General features: G+C 69.8%; 24 protein-coding genes. 11 read left to right on the top strand and 13 right to left on the bottom strand.

The features are described 5' to 3' along the window. Nucleotides 1–6: 6 nt before the first annotated feature. From V5740_RS11695 to atzF, 7 genes are read left to right on the top strand one after another with little or no spacing between them, the layout of a single operon-like run. On the top strand, nt 7–822 hold the full coding sequence (locus V5740_RS11695) for an ABC transporter permease subunit (protein ID WP_347302655.1): 816 nt from the start codon (nt 7–9) through the stop codon (nt 820–822). Further along, nucleotides 819–1,598 (top strand): ABC transporter ATP-binding protein, encoded by a 780-nt coding sequence (locus V5740_RS11700; protein WP_347302656.1) that lies wholly within the window; start codon nt 819–821, stop codon nt 1,596–1,598. The genes V5740_RS11695 and V5740_RS11700 overlap by 4 nt, the downstream gene beginning before the upstream one ends. After that, complete coding sequence (locus V5740_RS11705; protein WP_347302657.1) at nt 1,595–2,086, top strand: CopG family ribbon-helix-helix protein; 492 nt, start codon at nt 1,595–1,597, stop codon at nt 2,084–2,086. Before V5740_RS11700 ends, V5740_RS11705 begins: the two co-directional genes overlap by 4 nt. Continuing rightward, entirely contained in the window at nt 2,086–2,925 is an 840-nt protein-coding gene (locus tag V5740_RS11710) for an urea amidolyase associated protein UAAP1 (RefSeq protein WP_347304514.1), read from the top strand. The genes V5740_RS11705 and V5740_RS11710 overlap by 1 nt, the downstream gene beginning before the upstream one ends. A 7-nt stretch (nt 2,926–2,932) precedes the next feature. Beyond that, nucleotides 2,933–3,586, top strand: a complete 654-nt coding sequence (locus V5740_RS11715) for an urea amidolyase associated protein UAAP2 (protein ID WP_347302658.1) — start codon at nt 2,933–2,935, stop codon at nt 3,584–3,586. Continuing rightward, nucleotides 3,583–7,188, top strand: coding sequence for an urea carboxylase (uca, locus tag V5740_RS11720; RefSeq protein WP_347302659.1), 3,606 nt, complete (start codon nt 3,583–3,585; stop codon nt 7,186–7,188). The genes V5740_RS11715 and uca overlap by 4 nt, the downstream gene beginning before the upstream one ends. Then, entirely contained in the window at nt 7,185–8,969 is a 1,785-nt protein-coding gene (gene atzF / locus V5740_RS11725) for an allophanate hydrolase (RefSeq protein ID WP_347302660.1), read from the top strand. Before uca ends, atzF begins: the two co-directional genes overlap by 4 nt. A gap of 19 nt (nt 8,970–8,988) precedes the next feature. Here atzF and V5740_RS11730 read toward each other — a convergent pair whose 3' ends face one another. The 4 genes from V5740_RS11730 to V5740_RS11745 form a co-directional block, all read right to left on the bottom strand. Further along, the gene (locus tag V5740_RS11730) at nt 8,989–9,459 is read right to left on the bottom strand and encodes a GreA/GreB family elongation factor (RefSeq protein WP_347302661.1); all 471 of its coding nucleotides are present in this window, start codon (nt 9,457–9,459) and stop codon (nt 8,989–8,991) included. Nucleotides 9,460–9,535: 76 nt separating this feature from the next. Further along, a complete protein-coding gene (locus V5740_RS11735; protein ID WP_347302662.1) occupies nt 9,536–10,390 on the bottom strand; it encodes a metallophosphoesterase in 855 nt (284 codons plus the stop codon). Continuing rightward, a complete protein-coding gene (locus V5740_RS11740) occupies nt 10,387–11,238 on the bottom strand; it encodes a diacylglycerol kinase family protein (RefSeq protein WP_347302663.1) in 852 nt (283 codons plus the stop codon). The genes V5740_RS11735 and V5740_RS11740 overlap by 4 nt, the downstream gene beginning before the upstream one ends. 55 nt (nt 11,239–11,293) lie before the next feature. After that, nucleotides 11,294–11,554: a hypothetical protein gene (locus V5740_RS11745; RefSeq protein WP_347302664.1), complete on the bottom strand. Its 261-nt coding sequence runs from the start codon at nt 11,552–11,554 to the stop codon at nt 11,294–11,296. A gap of 196 nt (nt 11,555–11,750) precedes the next feature. On the opposite strand from V5740_RS11745, the gene V5740_RS11750 reads away from it, so the two are divergent. Then, nucleotides 11,751–12,065, top strand: a complete 315-nt coding sequence (locus V5740_RS11750) for a UrcA family protein (protein WP_347302665.1) — start codon at nt 11,751–11,753, stop codon at nt 12,063–12,065. Nucleotides 12,066–12,084: 19 nt separating this feature from the next. Here V5740_RS11750 and xth read toward each other — a convergent pair whose 3' ends face one another. Genes xth through V5740_RS11765 form a run of 3 tightly spaced genes read right to left on the bottom strand, consistent with a single transcriptional unit; the run spans nt 12,085 to nt 13,731 of the window. Then, nucleotides 12,085–12,855 (bottom strand): exodeoxyribonuclease III, encoded by a 771-nt coding sequence (xth, locus tag V5740_RS11755; protein WP_347302666.1) that lies wholly within the window; start codon nt 12,853–12,855, stop codon nt 12,085–12,087. A 19-nt stretch (nt 12,856–12,874) separates the two neighbouring features. Continuing rightward, on the bottom strand, nt 12,875–13,249 hold the full coding sequence (locus tag V5740_RS11760) for an iron-sulfur cluster assembly accessory protein (protein WP_347302667.1): 375 nt from the start codon (nt 13,247–13,249) through the stop codon (nt 12,875–12,877). A 32-nt stretch (nt 13,250–13,281) separates the two neighbouring features. Next, the gene (locus tag V5740_RS11765; protein WP_347302668.1) at nt 13,282–13,731 is read right to left on the bottom strand and encodes a CBS domain-containing protein; all 450 of its coding nucleotides are present in this window, start codon (nt 13,729–13,731) and stop codon (nt 13,282–13,284) included. A 125-nt stretch (nt 13,732–13,856) separates the two neighbouring features. Between V5740_RS11765 and V5740_RS11770 the strand changes: the two genes are divergently transcribed. Continuing rightward, nucleotides 13,857–14,156 (top strand): hypothetical protein, encoded by a 300-nt coding sequence (locus V5740_RS11770; protein ID WP_347302669.1) that lies wholly within the window; start codon nt 13,857–13,859, stop codon nt 14,154–14,156. 3 nt (nt 14,157–14,159) lie between these two features. On the opposite strand, the gene V5740_RS11775 is transcribed toward V5740_RS11770, so the two are convergent. Genes V5740_RS11775 through V5740_RS11790 form a run of 4 tightly spaced genes read right to left on the bottom strand, consistent with a single transcriptional unit; the run spans nt 14,160 to nt 17,235 of the window. Beyond that, a complete protein-coding gene (locus V5740_RS11775) occupies nt 14,160–14,558 on the bottom strand; it encodes a (2Fe-2S) ferredoxin domain-containing protein (protein ID WP_347302670.1) in 399 nt (132 codons plus the stop codon). After that, nucleotides 14,551–14,994: a DUF2497 domain-containing protein gene (locus tag V5740_RS11780; RefSeq protein WP_347302671.1), complete on the bottom strand. Its 444-nt coding sequence runs from the start codon at nt 14,992–14,994 to the stop codon at nt 14,551–14,553. Before V5740_RS11780 ends, V5740_RS11775 begins: the two co-directional genes overlap by 8 nt. Nucleotides 14,995–15,035: 41 nt before the next feature. After that, nucleotides 15,036–16,565, bottom strand: a complete 1,530-nt coding sequence (locus tag V5740_RS11785; protein ID WP_347304515.1) for a TolC family outer membrane protein — start codon at nt 16,563–16,565, stop codon at nt 15,036–15,038. 49 nt (nt 16,566–16,614) lie between these two features. Next, a complete protein-coding gene (locus tag V5740_RS11790; protein ID WP_347302672.1) occupies nt 16,615–17,235 on the bottom strand; it encodes a protein-L-isoaspartate O-methyltransferase in 621 nt (206 codons plus the stop codon). Between the two features lie 178 nt (nt 17,236–17,413). Here V5740_RS11790 and V5740_RS11795 point away from each other — a divergent pair, with 178 nt between their 5' ends. Next, nucleotides 17,414–18,733 (top strand): histidine kinase, encoded by a 1,320-nt coding sequence (locus V5740_RS11795; protein WP_347302673.1) that lies wholly within the window; start codon nt 17,414–17,416, stop codon nt 18,731–18,733. After that, a complete protein-coding gene (locus V5740_RS11800) occupies nt 18,730–19,518 on the top strand; it encodes a LytTR family DNA-binding domain-containing protein (RefSeq protein WP_347302674.1) in 789 nt (262 codons plus the stop codon). Before V5740_RS11795 ends, V5740_RS11800 begins: the two co-directional genes overlap by 4 nt. A 45-nt stretch (nt 19,519–19,563) precedes the next feature. Here V5740_RS11800 and galU read toward each other — a convergent pair whose 3' ends face one another. After that, nucleotides 19,564–20,439 carry a UTP--glucose-1-phosphate uridylyltransferase GalU gene (galU, locus tag V5740_RS11805; RefSeq protein ID WP_347302675.1) on the bottom strand — a complete coding sequence of 292 codons (876 nt, stop codon included), beginning with the start codon at nt 20,437–20,439 and terminating at the stop codon, nt 19,564–19,566. 69 nt (nt 20,440–20,508) lie between these two features. Beyond that, nucleotides 20,509–20,742 carry a twin-arginine translocase TatA/TatE family subunit gene (locus tag V5740_RS11810; protein ID WP_347302676.1) on the bottom strand — a complete coding sequence of 78 codons (234 nt, stop codon included), beginning with the start codon at nt 20,740–20,742 and terminating at the stop codon, nt 20,509–20,511. Nucleotides 20,743–20,769: the final 27 nt, after the last annotated feature.

Consider the following 20,769-nt stretch of genomic DNA (forward strand, 5'->3'; position numbering starts at 1 on the left):
CCCCGCGTGAGGCTCGTCAACCGCAGACCCACGCCGAAGGGCGGCCTGCTGCTGGGCGCGGTGCCGCTGCTGGTGCTGGCCGTGCTGTATGTCGTCGCCGCCGCGGCGCGCCATGCGGAGAATCCGGCGGACAAGATCCTGCCGACCTTCGGTATGATGGTGCAGGCGATGGGCACGCTGCTGGCGCAGCCCGATCCGTTGAGCGGCCGCCTGATCTTCTGGGCGGACACCTTCGCCAGCCTGCAGCGCCTGGGCCTCGGCCTCGGCATCGCCTCCCTCACCGCATTGCTGCTGGGCCTGGCGCTGGGCGTGCTGCCCCTGCTGCGTGCCAGCCTCGGCCCGGTGGTGACCACGGTGGCGGTGGTGCCGCCGGTGGCGCTGCTGCCTGTCCTGTTCATTGTCTTCGGCCTGGGGGAGACGGCGAAGGTCGCGCTGATCGTGATCGGCGTCGCCCCGTTCATGGTCCGCGATCTGGCGCTGCATGTCTCCGCCATTCCCGCCGAACAGATGCTGAAGGCGCAGACCTTGGGCGCGTCGAGCTGGCAATTGGCGCTGCGCCTGGCGTTGCCGATGGCGATGCCGCGCCTGATCGCGTCGCTGCGCCTCTCGCTCGGCCCGGCATGGGTGTACCTGATCGCGGCGGAGGCGGTCGCGTCCGACATCGGCCTTGGCTATCGCATCTTCCTGGTCCGCCGGTACCTGTCGATGGACATCATCCTGCCCTACGTCGCGTGGATCTCCCTGCTGGCGATCGCCTGCGATCTCGCGCTGCTGTGGCTCAGCCGGTGGGCCTTCCCCTGGGCGCATGGGGCGAAAAGATGAGCGCGCCCGTGCTCTCCTTCCGCGACGTGTCGGTCGAATATGGCGAGAAGCTCGTGCTCGAACGGGTGGACCTCGACATTGCCGAAGGCTCGTTCGTCTCCATCCTCGGCCCGTCGGGCGCGGGCAAGAGCACGTTCCTGCACCTGGTGCTGGGCGACACGCCGCCGTCCAGCGGCACGATCCTGCTGGATGGCGCGCCGATGACGCCGGAATGCGGCCCAGATCGCGGCGTGGTGTTCCAGCGTTATTCGGTGTTCCCGCATCTGTCGGCGCTCGGCAATGTCATGTTCGGGCTCGACTGCGCCGCCCCCGTCACCGCACGGCTGTTCGGCGCGAAGCGGCGTGAGGCGCGGGAACAGGCCGCGGCCATGCTGGAGGCGGTCGGCCTCGGCAGCAATCTCGATACCTACCCCGCGCAGATGTCGGGGGGCATGCAGCAGCGGCTGGCGATCGCGCAGGCGCTGATCATGCGGCCGCGCATCCTGCTGCTGGACGAACCGTTCGGCGCGCTCGACCCTGGTATCCGGCGCGACATGCATGCGCTGATCACCCGGCTGTGGCGCGAACAGGGCCTGACGGTGCTGATGGTGACGCATGACCTGAAGGAGGCGTTTGCGCTCGGCACCCGTGTGCTGGTGTTCGACAAGCGCCGTCACGATCCGCACGCGCCGCACCGCTTCGGCGCCAACGTGATGCACGACCTCTCGCTCGACCGCGCGGAAGGCGGCGACAACAGCGCGGCGCAGGCGCTGGTGGCGGAGCACATGCGCGCATGAGCTCGCTCGCCCCCAACAGCACGCCGGTCGCCCGGCTGAGCATGAGCCTGCCCGCGCCGCTGTCCACCGCATTGGACCGCATGGTGGGCGAGCGCGGCCTGCCGTCGCGTTCGCAACTGATTGCCGAACTGATCCGCAACGCGCTGGCCGAACATGGCGCGGCGACGCGGCCCGACGGCATCCTGGCGGGTACCGTGACGCTGATTTATCGCGGCGACCGCGGCCTCGTCCGCCAGCAATTGGCCCAGACGCAGCAGGATTACCTGAAGGAGGTGATCTCCTCCCAGCACGTGTTCCTGGAAGGGGACCAGTCGCTGGAGGTGATGCTGGTGCAGGGCCCGGCCGAACGGCTGCAGGCGCTGTGCGATGCGCTGCGCGCCGTGCGCGGGGTGCAGCAATTGCACCTGTTCACCACCACCGCACTGCTGCCGCCGCTCCACGAGGACCTGCAAGAAGGCGGGCACTTCCCCGCTCTGCCGGAGGAATGATGAATACCACGCTCCACGACCCGCGCGCCGCGCAGGCGCATGCCCGCGCGCAGGGCGGCTCCACGGCGGAGGCGATGCCGCTGCTGCCGCCGGTCGCCGATGACCTGCCCGCCGGTGTCGCGGCCGACGATCTGGTGTGGGAGGAGGTGATCGCCGCTGGCGGCTATGCTTCCCGCCGGCTGTCCCGCGGCACCCGGCTGCGGCTGGTGGATCGCGACGGCGATGCCTGCGCCAGCCTCCAGCTGTTCAATGCGGAGATGCCGACCGAGCGGCTGAACATCGCCGACACGCTGAAGGTGCAGTGGAACGCCTATCCGGGTGCGGGCAGCCTGCTGCTGTCCGACATGGGCCGCGTGCTGATGAGCATCGTGGAGGACGGAACCGCCGAAGATGACCGGGGCGGCACGCACGATGCCTTCTGCGGCGCCTCCAACGCGGCCAGCAATGCCCGCATCTATGGCGAAGGCGGCAATTGGAGCGCCTATCCCAATGCGCGCGACCGGCTGCTGCTGGGTGTCGCCAAGCATGGATTGGGGCGCAAGGATGTCCACCCCTGCCTCAACCTGTTCAAGGGCGTCCGGATTGAAGAAGACGGGGCAGTCACCCCGCAGCTCGGCCCCTTCGTGCCTGGCCGCAGCGTGGTGCTGCGCGCGGAGATGGAGGTGATCGCCGTCATCGCCAATTGCCCGCACGTGCTGGACCAGCGGAGCTGGAGCGTCACCCCGTTGCGCGCCACCGCCTGGCGCGGCCCCGTGACAAGTGCCGACGACCCGGTGCGCAATGCGACGCCGGAGGGCCAGCGCGCCTTCCGGAACGTCGAAGACCTCTACCGCCGCTAGGACTATCATGACCCTCCCAGCTACCATTGGCGATCCCGCCCTCGCCGGCCTGCCGCCCCGGCTGGTCCATGACGAAACCGTGCCTGCCCGCGCGCCGTGGCTGCACACCATCGCCGCGGGCCACACGCTGCGCATCGTCGATGTGGAGGGGAACCAGGCGGTCGACTTCCTGCTCTATTCCGCCGCCGACGATGCCGAACGCTACAGCGCGCAGGACACCGTCGCGGCGCAGGGCAACATCTTCCTGCGCACCGGATCGGTGCTGCTGTCCAACGAAGGGCGCCCGTTGGCGACGATCACCGGCACCAATGTCGATTACCACGATACGATCGGCGGCGCCTGTTCGTGCGAGAGCAACACGCTGCGTTATGGCCACCACACCAAGGCGCAGCATGCCTGCGTGGACAATTTCCTCGACGCCAACATTCGCGCCGGGCGCGGCAAGCGGGACATGGTGTCCAACATCAACTTCTTCATGAACGTGCCGGTGATGGCAGACGGCGCGCTCGGCATCGTGGACGGCATCTCCGCCCCCGGCCTGACGGTCGACCTGCGCGCGGAGATGGACGTGGTGGTGGTCGTGTCGAACTGCCCGCAGATCAACAATCCGTGCAACGGCTTCAATCCCACGCCCGTGCGCATGATCGTGGCCGCCGAATGAGCATCCGGACCGTCCTCGTCGCCAATCGCGGCGCCATCGCCCGGCGGATCATCCGCACCTTGCGCGCGATGAACATCCGTTCCGTCGCGGTCTATTCCGATGCGGACATCGCCTCTCTCCATGTCGCGGATGCCGACATGGCGGTCAGGATCGGGCCGGCCTCCCCAGCGGAAAGCTACCTCGATGTCGATGCGATCCTGGCGGCGGCGCGGGAGACGAGCGCGGATGCGATCCACCCCGGATACGGCTTCCTGTCGGAGAACGCGGAGTTTGCCGAGCGTTGCGAGGCGGCGGGCATCGCCTTTGTCGGCCCTACGCCCGAGAATATCCGCACCTTCGGCCTGAAGCACACTGCGCGTGCCCTGGCGGAGGAGAGCGGCGTGCCGCTTGCCGCCGGCAGCGGGCTGCTGGCGGGCGCCGAGGACGCGGTCGCAGCGGCCAGCACCATCGGCTATCCGGTCATGCTGAAGGCGACGGCCGGGGGCGGCGGCATCGGCATGCGCGTGTGCGAGGATGCGCGCGCCGTGCGCGAAGGCTTCGCCGCGGTGTCGCGCATGGGCGCCGGTGCCTTCGCCAATGGCGGCGTGTTCCTGGAACGCTTCGTGCCGCGCGCCCGCCATATCGAGGTGCAGATCTTCGGCGACGGGCAGGGCCGCGTGGTCCATCTGGGCGAACGCGACTGCTCGCTCCAGCGGCGCAACCAGAAGGTGGTGGAGGAGGCGCCCGCGCCCGATCTGCCCAACGACATCCGCGATGGCCTGATCGAGGCGGCGGTCCGCCTGGGCAGCGCCGCCCGGTACCGCAATGCCGGTACGGTCGAGTTCCTGTACGATCCCGAACGGCGCGACTGGTTCTTCCTGGAGGTGAACACCCGCCTGCAGGTGGAACATGGCGTCACCGAGGAAGTGACAGGCGTCGATCTCGTCGAATGGATGGTGCGCGGCGCGGCGGGCGATTATTCGGTGATGGACGCGGCCCCCGCCGGCCCGGCAGGCTGGTCGATGCAGGCGCGCCTCTATGCGGAGGACCCGGCCGCCGATTACCGCCCGGCCACCGGCACGCTGATCGCCGCCGACTTCCCGGCGGACGCGCGGGTGGAAACCTGGGTGGAGGCGGGCAGCACCGTCACCAGCCATTACGATCCGATGATCGGCAAGCTGATCGTGCGTGGGGAAGACCGCCCCACCGCCATCGCCGCCTTGCAGCAGGCGCTGGACCAGACGCAACTGGCGGGGATCGAGACCAATGTCCGCTGGCTGCGCGACGTGGCGCGTGACCCGCGCTTCGCCGCGGGCGAGGTGTCGACCCGGCTGCTGGAGACGGTGCCGCACCAGCCCCGTTCGATCAGCGTGCGCGGCGCGGGCACCTTGACGACCGTGCAGGACTGGCCCGGTCGGCAGGGTCTGTGGTCGATCGGCGTGCCGCCATCGGGCCCGATGGACCCGCGCGCCTTCCGCCTCGGCAATGCCTTGCTCGGCAATCCGGCGGAGGCGGCGGGGCTGGAGATGACCGCCACCGGGCCCACGCTGCAGTTCAACAGCGCCACACGCATCTGCCTGACCGGCGCCGACTTCGCCGCCACGCTGGACGGCAAGCCCGTACCGCTGAACCGTCCGGTGGCGGTCGCGGCGGGGCAGGTGCTGACGACCGGCCGCGTCACCGGCGGCGGCATGCGCGGCTACCTGCTGCTGGCGGGCGGGCTGGACGTGCCCCCCTATCTCGGCAGCCGGGCGACCTTCGACCTGGGCGAGTTCGGCGGCCATGCCGGACGCCGTCTGCTGACCGGCGACACGCTGCACCTGAATGCCGCCGCACCCGCGGTGATCCCGGCGGAGCGCGCGGTCGCACCCGTGGCAATGGGCGGCGAATGGACGCTGCGCGTCCTCTACGGCCCGCATGGCGCCCCCGACTTCTTCACGCCCGCGGATGTGGAGATGATCCTGAACGCCGACTGGCGGGTCCACTACAACAGCAACCGCACCGGCGTGCGGCTGGTCGGGCCGAAGCCGCAGTGGGCGCGGACGGACGGTGGCGAGGCCGGGCTCCACCCGTCCAACATCCACGACAATCCCTACGCCATCGGCGCGATCGACTTTACCGGCGACACGCCGATCATCCTGGGGCCGGACGGCCCCTCGCTCGGCGGGTTCGTCTGCCCGTTCACCGTGATCGTCGCCGACCTGTGGAAGGTCGGCCAGCTCGCCCCCGGCGATCGCCTGCGGTTGCAGATGGTCGACATGGCCACGGCCGAGGCCGCGCTGGCGGAGGAGACCGCCGTCATCGACGGGACAGTGCCGCCCGCACCCAAACCGTCCGCACCGCCGGCCGACCCCACCCCGATCCTGGCCGAGCTGCCGGAGGATGGCCGCCGTCCGCGCGTGATCCATCGCCAGCAGGGCGACGACAACATCCTGGTCGAATACGGCCCCATCACGCTCGACCTGGAGCTGCGCTTGCGCGTCCATGCCGCCATCGCGGAGCTTGAGCGGCTGGCCCTGCCGGGCATGCTCGACATCACGCCCGGCATCCGTTCGTTCCAGGTGCATTTCGATCCCGCCGCCATCCGTCAGCGCGAACTGGTCGATGCGCTGCTCGGCATCGAGGAGCGGCTGGGCGACCTCGACGATTTCACCATCCCGTCGCGCATCGTCCACCTGCCGCTGAGCTGGGACGATCCTGCCATCCACCAGACGGTCGAACGGTACATCAGCGCGGTGCGCGACGATGCGCCGTGGTGCCCGGACAATATCGAGTTCATCCGCCGGGTGAACGGCCTCGCCAGCGTGGATGACGTGCAGCGGATCGTGTTCGATGCCAGCTACCTCGTCTATGGCCTGGGCGACGTCTATCTGGGCGCGCCGGTCGCCACCCCGGTCGATCCCCGGCACCGGCTGGTGACCACCAAATACAATCCGGCGCGCACCTGGACCCCGCCCAACGTGGTCGGCATCGGCGGCGCCTACATGTGCATTTACGGCATGGAGGGGCCGGGCGGGTACCAGCTGTTCGGCCGCACCATCCAGGTGTGGAACACCTACCGCCAGACGCCCGCCTTCGCGGACGGGCAACCGTGGCTGCTGCGCTTCTTCGACCAGATCCGCTTCTTCCCAGTCAGCCATGAGGAGCTGACCGAATGGCGGCGCGACTTCCCGTTGGGGCGGCGCACGATCGAGATTGAGGAGACCGAGTTCCGCCTCGCCGACTACCGCGCCTTCCTGGCGGACAATGCCGCCTCCATCACCGAGTTCGAGGAGCAGCGTGGCGCCGCCTTTGCCGCTGAGCGCGAAGACTGGCACCGCCGGGGCGAGTTCGCCCGCGTCGCCAGCCTGGCGGAGGCGGATGCCGGCGCGGCCGCACCCGACACCGCCGACCTGCCCGATGGTGCGGAGTTGGTCGAGGCGCCGTTCGGCGGATCGCTGTGGAAGCTGCTGGTGGGCCCGGGCGACAAGGTCGCCGCAGGGGAGACCATCGCGGTGATCGAGGCGATGAAGACCGAATTTCCCGTCGAGAGCCCCGCCGCCGGCACCGTCGCCGCGCTGTATGTGGCCGAACGCCAGCCGGTCGATCCCGGTGCGCCGATGCTGGCGTTGGTGCGCGAATGACCGACCTGACCCGCCTGTCCGCCGCCGCCATCGCAGCCGATGTCCGCACCGGCACGCGCAGCGCCGCCGCCTGGATGGAGGAGGTGCTGGACCGCCTCGCCACTTACGATCCGGTGCAGCCGGGCGTGTGGATCAGCCGCTTCGATCCCGCGCAATTGCGCGTTGCCGCCGCACGGATCGACCGGCGCGTCGCCGCGGGCGAGAACCTGCCGCTGGCGGGTGTGCCCTTCGCGGTGAAGGACAATATCGACCTCGCCGGCCTCCCCACCACCACCGCCTGCCCGGCCTTTGCCTACGACCCGGCGGAGACCGCGGGCGTGGTCGCCCGGCTGGAAGGGGCGGGTGCCATTGCGGTGGGCAAGACCAATCTCGACCAGTTCGCCACCGGGTTGAACGGCACGCGCAGCCCGTATGGCATTCCCCGCAACGCGCATAATCTCGCCTATGTCAGCGGCGGCTCCTCCTCCGGCTCCGGCACGGCGGTGGCGGCGGGGCTGGTGGCGTTCGCGCTCGGCACCGACACTGCCGGATCGGGCCGCGTGCCCGCCGCCTTCCAGCACCTGTTCGGGCTAAAGCCATCGCGCGGGCGGTGGAGCAGCCACGGTTTGGTGCCCGCCTGTCGCACGCTCGACTGCATCACCGTGCTCGCCAACGACATCGCCGACACGCGGCTGGTGGACGATGTCGCGCATGGCTTCGACGAACGCGACGCCTATTCGCGCGACCTGCCCGATGTGGCTCGTCCGGCGCGGCGCATCGGCGTGCCCCGCCCGCATCAGCTCCGCTGGTTCGGCGATGCCGAGTCGGAATACATCTGGGCCCGCGCGCTCCAGACGCTCGCCGCCGATGGCGTGGAGCTGGTGGAGATCGACCTCGACCCCTTGGATGAAGCGGCGCGGCTGCTGTATGACGGGCCGTGGGTGGCGGAACGCACGGCGGCGGTCGAACCGCTGCTGCGCAGCCAGCCGGAGGCCTTCCACCCGGTCGTGCGCGGGATCATCCAGCCCGGCCTCGCGGTCAGCGCGGTGGAGACCTTCAACGGCATCTACCGCCTGGCGGAGCTGCGCACCGTGGCGGAGCGGATGTGGGGCGCGGTCGATCTGCTGCTGCTGCCGACCACCGGCACCACCTTCCGCGTCGAAGAGATGCTGGCGGCGCCGGTGCAGCTCAATTCTATGCTGGGCGCCTACACCAACTTCGTGAACCTGCTCGACATGGCGGCGCTGGCGCTGCCTGCCGGCATCCGCGCCAACAAGACCGGCTTCGGCATCACGCTGATCGGCCCCGCCGGCACCGACCGCGCGCTGATCGACGCGGCCGGGCAGTTCATTTCCCGTGCGGGGCCGGTCGTGCCGCCGCCAGTCGCCATGGAGGACCAGATGCAGACCGTGAAGCTCGCCGTTGTCGGCGCCCACCTGAAGGACATGCCGCTGCACTGGCAGCTCACATCGCGGGCGGCGGAATTCGTCGGCGCGGCAAAGACCGCGCCGACCTACCGCCTCTACGCCATCGCCGACAGCGTTCCGCCCAAGCCCGCGCTGGTCCACGATGCCGACAATGGCGCGTCCATCGCCATCGAGATCTACGAGCTGGACGTCGCCGCTTTTGGCAGCTTCACGGCGGAGGTGCCCGCGCCGCTGGCGATCGGGACCGTGACGCTGGAGGATGGCAGCAGCGTGAAGGGCTTTGTCAGCGAACCGCGCGCCCTGAACGGGGCGACCGACATTACCCATCTGGGCGGCTGGCGCGCCTACATCGCCAGCCTGACCCCGGCGGAATAGCGCCGCCGCGCGACCCCCGCTATTCCGCCGGCGGGAGGTCCACGGCGACGATTGCGATCGCGTCCTCCGCCCCGCCGAAGGGCAGCACCTCGCCCGGCTCTGCCCCCAGCATCGCCCGCGCGAGCGGGGCGTGGACGCTGATCTGCCCGGCAGCAGGGTCCGCCTCGTCATCGCCCACGATGGCCAGCGTGCGCGGCCGGCCGTTCAGCGTGAAGCTGACGATCGTACCGAACTCCACCCGCGTGCCCGATGGCGGGGCGGCGAGCTGCGCCGTGGCCTGCCGCCTCTGCCAGTAGCGCAGGTCACGCGCCGGCGCGGCGGCGGCTTCCGTGTCGGGTGCGGCGGCGACCGCCGCCTGCAATGCCGCGATCCGTTCGGCGATCAGGTCGAGGCCGCGCCGGGTGACGATGTTGGGACCGGCGGGCAGGGGCCGTTCGAACTTCGGCTCCAGATGTTCCTCGTCGCTTTCGCGGCGGAAGGCGACGCTCACCGGGTGTCCCCGGTGGTGCTGGCGGCGGTGCGGTCGGGCATCATGTTCGGCGCCATCCCACGCGCGGTGCCGGGGATCAATGGACCGGCGGGTCGACCGGCGGAACGGCATGCACCGGCGCGACCGGTTCGCCGGGGGTGCGCGGGGGCAGGGCATCTGGCGGCACGTCGTCGATCTGCATCGCGGGTGTCGGCACCTCCTCCAGATTGCGTGCGCGCACCTGCAGTTCCACCCCGTCCCAGCGCAATTCGTTGAAGCTCGGCGGGGTGGAGCGGACCCGCTGCGACAGCGTGCCTGCGCCGATCATCCGGACGGGACCGTGCGGCGTATCCTCCATGATGTCGAACGGATCATGCACATGGCCGCTCAACACACCCAGCACATTGCGCTTCGCCAGCTCGGCCAGCGCCTTGCTGCCGCCATGGGTCAACGCAGTCCCCTTCGTCCCGACCTCCCGCAGGGGATGATGCACCGCGACCAGCGCGCGAATGCCGGGCGGCAGCGCATCGATCGCCGCCAGGCATTCACGCAGCGCTGCCTGCGTCACCCAGCCCTTCGACCAGTTGAAGCGCGGCTGCGCCCGGATGGCGGTCTTCAGTGGGACGATGTGGATGCCGGGCAGGTCCAGCTCCCGCTCCACCAGCGATTCCACCGCGCCGAACCGGCGATACGGGGCAAAGAAGCGTTCCAGCAGGTTGAAGTACGGCAGGTCGTGATTGCCGACCTCCACGGTCACCGGCGCCTCCAGCGACTGGATCCAGGCCTGCGCTGCGGCAAATTCATGGCGGCGGGCGCGCATCGTCAGGTCGCCGGTCAGCGCGATGCCGGCAGGTTTCTGGCGCGCGACCTCGTCCCGCGCCCAGGCGACCGCACGGGCATCCTCCAGCCCGAAATGCACATCACTGATGTGAAACAGCAGCGTCTGCGTCATGTGGCGGTGGCGATCAGGTCGACCTCGGCCCGGGCCAGGGAGAAGGTTGCCTGTGGCGCGGGATCGGATGGTTCGCCATCGATCAGCATGCCGAACGCCGTGCCCGCCACGCTGGCGAAGGTGACCTGATCCACCATGCCCAGCCGGTCGTGTGGCCCGTCGCGAAAGTTGCGCCGCATCAGGGCCCAGCCCTGCTGCAGGTACTCGCCCACGCCTTCCGCGTGATAGGCGTCGACCTGCAGCCCCTCGTCGGTCGGGGTCAGCATCAGCAGCGGGTATCCTTCGGGACGGCCGAGCGCGGGATCGGTGCAGGCGATCATGTCGCCGCTTACCGTCTCGCCCAGCGCGGCCGCAACACCCGTCGCGACATCCAGCACCGCGATATCGCGCATCGCCTCGCGCACCTGGTTCCAGCTGGTACCGGGGCCGGCCAGCACGCCGGCAAAGGCATCGCCGGCGGGGCTGCGCGCCATGCCGGGGCGGCGGCAGGAATAATCGCCGGCAGCCACCCGCTCGATCACCGCGTCCATCTCCGCCTCGCCATGCAGCCGGTGGAACAGCAGGTTCATGGTGCCGCCCGGCAGCACCAGCACCTGTCCGCCCCAACCGGCAAGGCTGGTGACCAGCGTGTTGATCGTGCCATCGCCCGCGAACACGGCGACGAGGTCGATCCCGGCGGCATCCAGCACCGCGGGTGTCGGCAGGTCCTCCGCCGGGAAGGTGGTGCGCTGCGCCACGCGGAAGCCGTGCGTGCCGCAGCACCGGTGCAGCGCCTCCAGCCCGTCATCGTCATTGCTGCCGCTGGAGGCATTGTTCACCAGCCAGAGGGGGCGCGGTTCGGTCATCATTCGCACAAGCGCGGGCAGGGCCCGACTGTTCCCGGTCCGATGGTCGACAAATGGATCACTGGCGCTGGTTCAGAAGCAGCCAGGCGCCACCCGCATTCGCCAGGGTGTACCCGGCATAGAGCCACACCCAGCGGGCGAAGCCGGCATGGACCAGCAGCAGCGCGCCCACCAGCACCGCGAACTCCGCCGCCATGCTGGCGCGGCCGGCCCAGCGCGGCCAGCCCATCCCGGTCAGCCAGCGCTGCCGCTGGTCCAGCACCGCCGCCTGCAGGGTGAAGTTGGTGACGCCCAGCAGCCAGGCCAGGATCAGCGCCATGCGATTAGCCCTGCATGCACTTGGTCGACCGCGATCGGCGGTTCGTCCTGCCCTGCTGACCGTGGTCGAACGGCATCCATGGCCGATCGATGCCAGCGCGAACGGGCGGCGGCAACAGCCTATTGAAGCTGAGTGCCCCGCCGAACCCCCAAGTCCCGGTCCGGCGGGTCACACCGGAGCCAAGAGGAGAGAGACCATGTTCAAACGTTCTGCCCTGCTGATCGCCGCCGGCGTGCTGTCCGGCATCGCCGCCCTGCCCGCCGCCGCGAAGGCCGGAAGCGAAGATGCCAGCGTCAGCGTATCGCACGCCGATCTCGACCTCACCACCGAAGCCGGCCAGACCACGCTCAACCGTCGCCTGAACAGCGCCGCGCGCCAGGTCTGCGCCTACCATGGTGGCCGTTCGCTGGCGATGTCGCAGGAAGCGGCCCGCTGCTACCGCCAAGCCCGCCGTGACGTGCAGGTCCAGTTCGCCATGGCGACATCCGGCCGGACCCAGCGGGGCGGCTGACCGATATGCGGTACGTGACTCAGGCCAGCTCCACCCAGACGGGCGCGTGGTCGCTGGCCTTTTCCCGTCCGCGATAATCCTTGTCCACGCCGGCTGCCTGCAGCCGGTCCGCCGCCTGCGGGCTCAGCAGCAGGTGATCGATGCGGAAACCATGGTCGCGCTGCCAGGCGCCGGCCTGATAGTCCCAGAAGGTCCACACCCCGCCCCGCGGGTTCAGCGTCCCGATCGCATCCGTCCAGCCATCGGCCAGCAGCCGGGAATAGGCGTCACGGCTCTCGGGCTGCATCAGCGCATCATTGGTCATCGCCCGGACGGAGAAGGTGTCGCTGTCATTGGGGATGACGTTGTAGTCGCCCAGCACCACCACCGGCCGCTCCGTCGCGAGCAATTGCGTCATCCGCGCGCGCAGCCGAGCCATCCAGGCCAGCTTGTAGTCGAACTTGGGCCCGGGCTGCGGATTGCCGTTGGGCAGGTAGATGTTGACGATGTGGACGCCATTCACCTCCGCCTCGATCAGGCGTGCCTGAACATCCTCCGGATCGCCGGGCAGCCCGCGAACCACATCGGTCGGCGCGGCGCCGTCCACGAGGATGGCGACGCCGTTGAACCCCTTCTGCCCGTGCCAGACCGCGTGATAGCCGATGGCCGCGAACTCGTCGGCGGGGAAGGCGTCGTCCTGCGTCTTGATCTCCTGCAGGCAGGCGACGGCAGGGCGCCGCTCCCCCAGCCACTCCAGCAGGCGCGGCAGGCGGGCGCGCACGCCATTGATGTTGAAGCTGGCGATCAGCACGGCGGTGCGCGGCGCCTGCTCAGATGCCGAAGGAGGAGCCGCAGCCGCAGCCGGCCGCCGCCTGCGGATTGTCCACCCGAAACGCCGCGCCGCCCAGCGATTCGACGTAATCCACGGTGCACCCGGCGACGAGGTCTAGGCTGACGGGATCGACCACCAGCCGCACGCCGTCGGTTTCGCTCACCCGGTCGTCGGCCTCCGCCGCATCGGCCAGCGCGAAGCGGTACTGAAAACCGGAGCAGCCGCCCCCTTCCACCGCCAGCCGCAGCAGCGCGGGCTTCCCCTGCCGCTGTCCGATCGCGCGCACACGCGCGGCGGCGGCGGCGGTCAGTACCGGCGTGGCGGGATCGGCGGTCACGAAGTCCGGGGCGGCGGGGGCGGGCGCACTGCTCATGGGTCGCAATGTAAGGCGCGCGCCACCCCGGCTCAAGCGCTGGTGATATAGTCGCGCAGGTCTTGCGCCTCCCGCTCCATCTTCTCCAGCCGGTATTTCACCAGATCGCCGATCGACAGAAAGGCGATCAGCCGCGGCGTTTCCCCGTCACTGGCGTGCAGGACCGGCAGGTGGCGGATGCGCCGTTCCGTCATCAGCGCCAGTGCCTGCAACACGCTGATCTCCCGATGGACGGAGATGACGGGCGCGGTCATCACGTCCGACACCGGTCGGTCCAGCACCGCCACGCCGTGTTCCGCCAGGCAATACAGCAGGTCGCGTTCCGAAAAGATGCCGGTGACCGGACCGTCCGCCCCTTCCAGGACGGGCAAGGCGCCGATCCGCCGCTCCGCCAGCAGGCGGGCGGCATCGCCCACGCTAGTGCCGGGCGAACAATGGACAATGGCCTGCGTGCGGCCGGCCAGAATGGCGGCAATGGTCATGGCTTTCTCTCCCCCAATGGTGTGCCCCCATCGGTACGCACAGGATGCCATGCCGGGCCCGCCCTAACCAGCCGTTTGTTCCGCAAATGTTGCGCAGGCAAACACTTGGGGCCACAATGACTTGCATGTCCCGCCGCTCCCCGCTCGACGATCCGCACAATGCCGCCCATGCCTGGCGGCGGTTCCGGCGGCTGATGTGGGTGATGCTGGGGATCACGATCGCGGTGGTGATCATCGCCATGCTGATCCTGTGGCATGAGGGGGCGCTGGTCTCCGTCCACTTCTTCATCGCCTCCGCCCTCGGCATCGGGCTGACGATGCTGCTGATGAGTGCGCTGATGGGGCTGGTCTTCCTGTCCAACGGAACGGGGCACGACCATTCGATCAGCCACCGGCCGGATCGCGGCGACGATGAGGAACTCTAGGCCCTAGTCGCCCGCCAGCCGGTATTCCGCCACCGGCACGCCGCCGATCAGGTGCTGCTGGATGATTTGTTCCAGCACCTCCGGCGTGCAGGAATGATAATAAACCCGGTCCGGCCACACGAGCGCGATCGGCCCCGCATGGCAGATCTGCAGGCAATCCGCCTTGGTCCGGCGGATGCCGCCCGCGCCGGTCAGGCCCAATTGCTTCAGCCGCGCCTTCAGAAAATTCCAGGCCGCGACGCCGTCCTCCCGCCGGCAGCATTGCTGCTTTTCGGAAATGGCGCACAGGAAGATGTGGCGGCCGATCGCCTCCCCACCCAACTGTTCCAGCGCGTGAGCGGCGCGGGCGACTGCCGCGTCGTCCCAGGCGTCGGGCACGTCGGCCAGCGGATCGTCAGCCATTCGTGCCGGTGATGCGCGCGATTTCCGCCCGGACGAGCCGATCCACGATAGTGGGGAGGTGCGCGTCCAGCCATTCGGCAAGCATCGGGCGCAGCAGTTGCTGCACCTGCAGGTCCAGCCCGCCATGGCCGCTCGTCAGCGCCTGCAGGCTGGCGAAGGCCGCGCGGGAGGCGTCGGTGGCGGCGCTGCCGGCAAGACCGTCCGCGGCCTTCGGAACGGCGGCGACGTTTTCGGAATCGTCCTCCGCCAGCGCCAGAACCTCGCCCGCCTCTTCCGCATCGGCGGGTTCGACCGGCTCCCGGGAGGGGTGCGGAGCGGCTGCGGGAACAACGGCGGGCGCTGCGACCGGGATCGGCGGCGGGATGGTATCGCGGGCGATCACCCGCTTGATGGAGGCCAGGATCTCCTCCACCGAAACGTCACCCGCACCTTGCATTCGCCTGTTCCTCGACTCGTGGGCCGGTCGCGGCCCGGTCGTCAGGGTCGCGGCTGCGCTGTCTGGCCCTGCTGTACCGGCTGCGTGTCTTCCAGGATCTGGTTCGCGCCGGTGCCGGGCTGTTCTTCCGTCGGGATTTCCGCGTCCTGTGCCGGGATGTCAACGGTGCCCGACGTCTGCACCACCGGATCGGGATCGTTGTCCCAATCCCACCACTTGCCCGCGACCCGTTCGTAATTGGCGGCGGGATCGTACAGCGGCACCTCACCATCAAGGCCCAGATCGCGCGCCTCCGCCCGGCCCATCGCCGCCAGCAGCGTGAACGCGGCGACATAGGCGTTGCGCCGGGCGCTGACGAGATCGACCTGCGCGATCTGCAGGTCGCGCTGGGTGTCCAGGATGTCGAGGATGGTGCGGTTGCCGACGGTGTTTTCCGCCTGCACGCCTTCCAGGCTCAGCTCGGCCGCCTCGACCGCGACCTGGCTGGATTCGATCACCGCCAGTGCCGCCTGCCAGTTCGTGAAGGCGGAGCGGACCTGCTGCACCACGTCGCGTTCGATCGCGACGGCGTTCTCCAGCGCGCTGGACGCCTGCGCCTGCGCCTGCCGGCGCTGGGCGGCGACCAGCCCGCCCTGGAACAGCGGCAGGGTCAGCCGTACACCGGCCTGGGCGGAGGTCACGGTTTGCGGGTTCGACGCCTCGCCGGGGATCGAACCCAGCGTGCCCAGGTAGTTCTGGTATCCGCCCTGGGTGAACGCATCGACCTGCGGCAGCCGGTCGGCCCCGGCGACGCGGATGTCATAGCCCGCCGCCTGCGCCCGTTCGATGGAAGCGAGGATGTCGGGGTTGTGCGTCACCGCATAATCCACCGCGTCATCGACATTGGCCGGCAGGCCGGGCAGCGGCGGCGGCGGTTCCAGCGTGATCGGCGCCTGGCCCACCAGCTGGACATAGCGTTCGCGGGCACCGACCAGCGCGGCCTGCGATTCGGCCAGGTCGCTGCGCGCCAGCGCCAGCCGCGATTCGGACTGCGCCACGTCGGTCCGGGTCAGGTCACCGATCTCGAACCGGTCGCTGGTGGCCTGCAGGTTGACCTCCAGCACCTCCACCTGGTTGCGCGACAGGGCCACGATCGCCTCCTGCCCGATCACGTCCATGTAGGCGGCGACCACCTGGTTGAAGATCGCGCTTTCCGTGGCGCGCAGGTCCGCACGGCCGGCGGCGACCCGTTCCTGCGCGGCCCGGATGCCGTTGCGCACCGCGCCACCCCGATACAGCGGGACCGACAGGCTTACCCCGGCATTGACCGACCGGTCCGGGTTGATGAAGTTGGTCTGCGCCTGCTTCAGGATCTCGGTATAGGTGACATCGCTGCTGACATTCGGCCGGCCGAAGGCGCGCTGGATCGGCACGTTCTCGTCCGTCGCGCGCAGGTCGGCACGGGCGCCTTCCAGCACGGGATTGTTCTGGTAGGCGGCGATCAGCGCCTGTTCCAGCGTGTCGGCCGCCGCCGGGCTCGCCAGCAGCGCCAGTGCGCCCAGCGCCGCCGGGGCGAGGCGCACGCGGTGCAACCGGGCCGGGCGGCGCGGCAGGGAGCCTGCGGGGGCGCGGGTCACTGGTTCAGAAGCTCCAGCGGCGGGGCGCGGCGAATTCGGGCAGCACGGGCATGCCGACCTCGATCAGCGGCAGCAGCGCGGGCTCCTGCCCGACGACCTGCCCGGCGGCTAGCCGGGTCACGCCCCCCTGCACGATCCCGGTGACGATCCGCCCGCCCGGCGCCAGCGCCGCCAGCAGGGCAGGCGGCAGCTGTTCGGCCGCACCATCCACCAGCAGCAGGGTATAACCGTCCGCGTCCCCGACGGGCACGTCACCCGCGGCGACTGCGTCCACGCCCACCACCGCGACCGATCCCGCCAGCGGCCGGACCAGGGTGGGCAGGTACCCGCTGCCCCCGTCCACCACCAGCACCCGGTCTGCCGGGCGCGGGCGCGCCTCCTGCAGCATCAGGCCGTGGACCACCGGGGAGGCCAGCCAGCGGCCACCCGCCAGCGGCACCGCCCGGTCCATGTAGGCGGCGGGGCGACGCGCCAGCGGCACGAAATCCTCCCGCGCGACGTCCGCCATCCGTTCCAGCACCCAGGGCGAGTTGACGCCGCTGGGTCGCAGCTGGCTGTCGATCATCGCGCGGCGCGCGGCGGCGAAGCTGTCGGTGGAAGGCGTGCGGTCTTCAACGATGGTCACGGACTATATCGCTCTCGTGGCTGACGAAAATGCTGCAGAGCAATAGGCGCAAACCCGCCCCTGCGCCAAGGGGTTTGACGGCGCGGCCGCCGCCGCCGCCATCGCTGATCGACCAAGCGCAGACAGCGGCCGACAATCGCACTGGCGCGGGCCTGCCCGCCCGCTCTACACCCCGGCGATGGACCTGCCTCCCGCCACGAGCCCCGCCGCCGCCGCGCCCGGCGATGATGGCGCATTGCTGCCGTTCCGCACGGTACTGCTGTCGATCCTGGGCCTGTGGCTGTGCTATTTCCTGCTCACCACCGTTCGGGCGGAGCTGATCGACTTCGGGTTCACGGGGGAAGCATTGTGGCGCCGGGCGCTGGCCTGCGCGATTGGGGTCGTCATCACGCTGGCGCTGTGGCTGCTGCTGCGGCTGTTCGATGCCCGCCCGCTGCCCGCCAAGATTGCCGCCGCGCTGATCCTGTCGCTGCCGGTGTCGGTGGCGCTGGCGCACAGCAACCGGCTGGTCTTCGCCCCGCTGGACATGCGGGTCATGCAGCGGGAGGCGCAGCAGCGCGGGCTGACGGTGACGCGCAACCAGGGCGGCGACCTGCTGGTGGAGCTGCCCGACCTGCCGGCGCCGCCGCCACCCGCACCGCCGCCGCCCGCACCGAACGCGGCACCCGAGGAGCCTGCCGCGCCGGCCACACCCGCGACGGAATTGGGGCAGGTGGTGAAGCTGCCGGCGGGCTCACTGGGCGGTGCGTCCTGGTATTACCTGGTGGAGGTGGTGTTCAGCCGGTACTTCCTGATGCTGGCCTGGTGCGCGCTGTACCTGGCGCTCCTGACCGGCGCGCAGGCCCGCGCGGCGGAGCGGCGCGAGGGCGAGTATCGCCGCGCGGCCAAGGCGGCGGAGCTCAGGTCCCTGCGCTATCAGGTCAATCCGCATTTCCTGTTCAACACGCTGAACAGCCTGTCCGCGCTGGTGCTGACCGGGCGCATCGACCCGGCGGAGCGCATGATCGGCAACCTGTCGACCTTCTACCGCCGCTCGCTGGCGGACGACCCCACGGCGGACGTCCCGCTGCGCGACGAACTGGCGCTGCAGCAGCTCTACCTGGAGATCGAAGCGGTCCGCTTCCCCGACCGGCTGTGTACCCGCTTCGACGTGCCGGCGGAGCTGGCGGATGCCCGTGTGCCGGGCATGATCCTGCAGCCGCTGGTGGAGAATTCGGTCACCCATGCCGTCGCGCGGGTCGTCCGGCCGGTGACGATCGTCATCGCGGCGGAGGTGACCGCGGGCGAGCGGCTGGTGGTCAGCGTCACCGATGACGGCCCCGGACCGGCCGGCGACGCCGTTCATCGCGGGTTCGGCATCGGCCTTGCCAATGTGGGGGACCGGCTCGCCGCCCGCTTCGGCGCCGGGGAGGCGCAGGTGGTGGCGGAACCGCTGCCGGGTGGGGGACACCGGACGCGGCTTTACCTGCCGCTGCAAAGGGGGACGGGACTGGCATGACGGGGTCTGTCGCACAGGCAAGCGCGGATGCGGCCACGGTGCTGCGCACGCTGATCGTGGATGACGAGCCACTGGCGATCGAACGGATGCAGGTCCTGTGCGCCGGGGTGCCGGGCGTGCAGGTGATAGGCACCGCCAGTGACGGCGAATCGGCCCTGCGGCTGGCGGAGCGGCTGCGACCCGATCTGCTGCTGCTCGACATGACCATGCCCGGACCCGACGGGCTCGCCACCGCACGCCGGCTGGCGCAGCTGGTGCCCGATGCGGCGGTGATCTTCGTCACCGCGCATGGCGAGTTTGCCGTGCAGGCCTTCGACATCGATGCGGTCGACTACCTGCTGAAGCCGGTCGCCGCCGACCGGCTGTCACGCGCGGTCGATCGCGCCCTGGCCCGCCACGAACGCGGCGGCGGGGTGGAGCAGGCGGCAGAGGACCCCGCCTGGCTGACCGAATTCTGGGTGCCGCACCGGTCCGAACTGCTGCGAATCGACGCGGGCCAGGTGGAGCGTATCGACGCGGAGCGGGACTATGTCCGCCTGCATGTCACCGCGCCTGACGGGCAGCCGCGCAGCCACCTGCTGCTGCAGACCATCGCCGGGCTGGAGGAGCGGCTGGACCCGCAGCAATTCCTGCGCATCCACCGATCCGTGATCCTGCGGCGCGACCGCATCCACGGTCTGCGCCACGAAGGGCTGGGCGTCTGGTGCGTCGAACTGGCGGACGGCACCGCGCTACGCATCGGGCGAACCTATCTGCGCCGGGTCAAGGCGATGGCCGGCCGCTGAGCGGCCCGCCATCGTTAACGAAAAATCGCCGATCGGACAGCCGGCTTACTGCGCCAGCAGCCGCTCCGCGATCTGGCGGACTTCCGGACCCATGTCGGGGCGTTCCAGCGCCAGCGCCAGCGTCGCTTCCACGAAGCCGGTCTTGCTGCCGCAGTCGAAGCGGCGGCCGGCAAAGGTGACGGCGTGGAACGGCTGCTGGCCGATCATCTGCGCCATCGCGTCGGTCAGCTGGATTTCTCCGCCGGCGCCCTTGCCCTGCGTTTCCAGGATACGCATCACCTCGGGCTGCAGGATGTAGCGGCCGGACACGATCTTGTTGGAAGGGGCATCCGCCACCTTCGGCTTCTCGACCAGGCCCTTCACCTCCGTCAGGGCGCCATCGACCGCGCCCGGCGCGATCACGCCATAGGAGGAGACCTCCTCCTGCGGGACTTCCAGCACGGAGACGAGATTGCCGCCGACCTCGTTATAGGCCTCGACCATCTGCTTGATGCAGCCCGGCTGGCCAACCATCAGTTCGTCCGGCAGCAGGATGGCGAAGGGTTCGTCGCCCACGATGGCGCGCGCGCACCAGATCGCATGGCCCAGGCCCATCGGTTCCTGCTGGCGCACGGTGATGAGATTGCCGGGGGTGAAGCGGGTGGGTTCGAGCACGGAGAGATCCTTGCCCCGTGCCGACATGGTCGCTTCCAGTTCGTAGGCGATGTCGAAATTCTCGACCAGGGCGGTCTTGCCGCGCCCGGTGACGAAGATCATCTGCTCGATCCCCGCTTCCCGCGCCTCGTCCACCGCATACTGGATCAGCGGCCGGTCGACGATCGGCAGCAATTCCTTCGGAATCGCCTTGGTCGCGGGAAGGAAGCGGGTGCCAAGTCCCGCGACGGGGAACACGGCCTTGCGGATCGGTTTGCGGTCGCTCATGCCGCAGTGCAATATAGAACGGTGATGTGCCCTGCAACTACTATCCGGGCGATTATCGCCGCCCTGTGATCAGACGCGAGTGTTCTGCTGATCCTTCACCGGCTCGACGACCGGACCGGTCAGCCGGGCGTCCTTCGCCGCGGGCGGCGTGTCCTGGCTGTGCTCGTCTTCGGACAGCCCCTTGCGGAAGCTTTTCACGCCCTTGCCGAAATCGCCCATGGTTTCGGAGATCTTGCCCCGGCCGAAAAGGACCAGGATCACCAGCGCGACCACGATCCAGTGCATCAAGGAAAAATTGCCCACTTGTCGGCTCCCAGGATTTGATGCGGC

It is taken from the genome of Croceibacterium sp. TMG7-5b_MA50 (genome assembly GCF_039830145.1).
GTDB lineage: Bacteria > Pseudomonadota > Alphaproteobacteria > Sphingomonadales > Sphingomonadaceae > Croceibacterium.

Bases quoted from the DNA above. Each gene is read 5' to 3' on its own strand.
- V5740_RS11705 (WP_347302657.1), top strand. From the start codon at position 1,595: ATGAGCTCGCTCGCCCCCAACAGCACGCCGGTCGCCCGGCTGAGCATG.
- V5740_RS11710 (WP_347304514.1), top strand. From the start codon at position 2,086: ATGAATACCACGCTCCACGACCCGCGCGCCGCGCAGGCGCATGCCCGC.
- atzF (WP_347302660.1), top strand. From the start codon at position 7,185: ATGACCGACCTGACCCGCCTGTCCGCCGCCGCCATCGCAGCCGATGTC.
- V5740_RS11800 (WP_347302674.1), top strand. From the start codon at position 18,730: ATGACGGGGTCTGTCGCACAGGCAAGCGCGGATGCGGCCACGGTGCTG.
- uca (WP_347302659.1), top strand. From the start codon at position 3,583: ATGAGCATCCGGACCGTCCTCGTCGCCAATCGCGGCGCCATCGCCCGG.
- V5740_RS11745 (WP_347302664.1), bottom strand. From the start codon at position 11,554: ATGGCGCTGATCCTGGCCTGGCTGCTGGGCGTCACCAACTTCACCCTG.
- V5740_RS11765 (WP_347302668.1), bottom strand. From the start codon at position 13,731: ATGACCATTGCCGCCATTCTGGCCGGCCGCACGCAGGCCATTGTCCAT.
- V5740_RS11700 (WP_347302656.1), top strand. From the start codon at position 819: ATGAGCGCGCCCGTGCTCTCCTTCCGCGACGTGTCGGTCGAATATGGC.
- galU (WP_347302675.1), bottom strand. From the start codon at position 20,439: ATGAGCGACCGCAAACCGATCCGCAAGGCCGTGTTCCCCGTCGCGGGA.
- V5740_RS11760 (WP_347302667.1), bottom strand. From the start codon at position 13,249: ATGAGCAGTGCGCCCGCCCCCGCCGCCCCGGACTTCGTGACCGCCGAT.
- V5740_RS11775 (WP_347302670.1), bottom strand. From the start codon at position 14,558: ATGGCTGACGATCCGCTGGCCGACGTGCCCGACGCCTGGGACGACGCG.
- V5740_RS11750 (WP_347302665.1), top strand. From the start codon at position 11,751: ATGTTCAAACGTTCTGCCCTGCTGATCGCCGCCGGCGTGCTGTCCGGC.
- V5740_RS11735 (WP_347302662.1), bottom strand. From the start codon at position 10,390: ATGACGCAGACGCTGCTGTTTCACATCAGTGATGTGCATTTCGGGCTG.
- V5740_RS11770 (WP_347302669.1), top strand. From the start codon at position 13,857: ATGTCCCGCCGCTCCCCGCTCGACGATCCGCACAATGCCGCCCATGCC.
- V5740_RS11795 (WP_347302673.1), top strand. From the start codon at position 17,414: ATGGACCTGCCTCCCGCCACGAGCCCCGCCGCCGCCGCGCCCGGCGAT.
- V5740_RS11740 (WP_347302663.1), bottom strand. From the start codon at position 11,238: ATGATGACCGAACCGCGCCCCCTCTGGCTGGTGAACAATGCCTCCAGC.
- V5740_RS11715 (WP_347302658.1), top strand. From the start codon at position 2,933: ATGACCCTCCCAGCTACCATTGGCGATCCCGCCCTCGCCGGCCTGCCG.
- V5740_RS11780 (WP_347302671.1), bottom strand. From the start codon at position 14,994: ATGCAAGGTGCGGGTGACGTTTCGGTGGAGGAGATCCTGGCCTCCATC.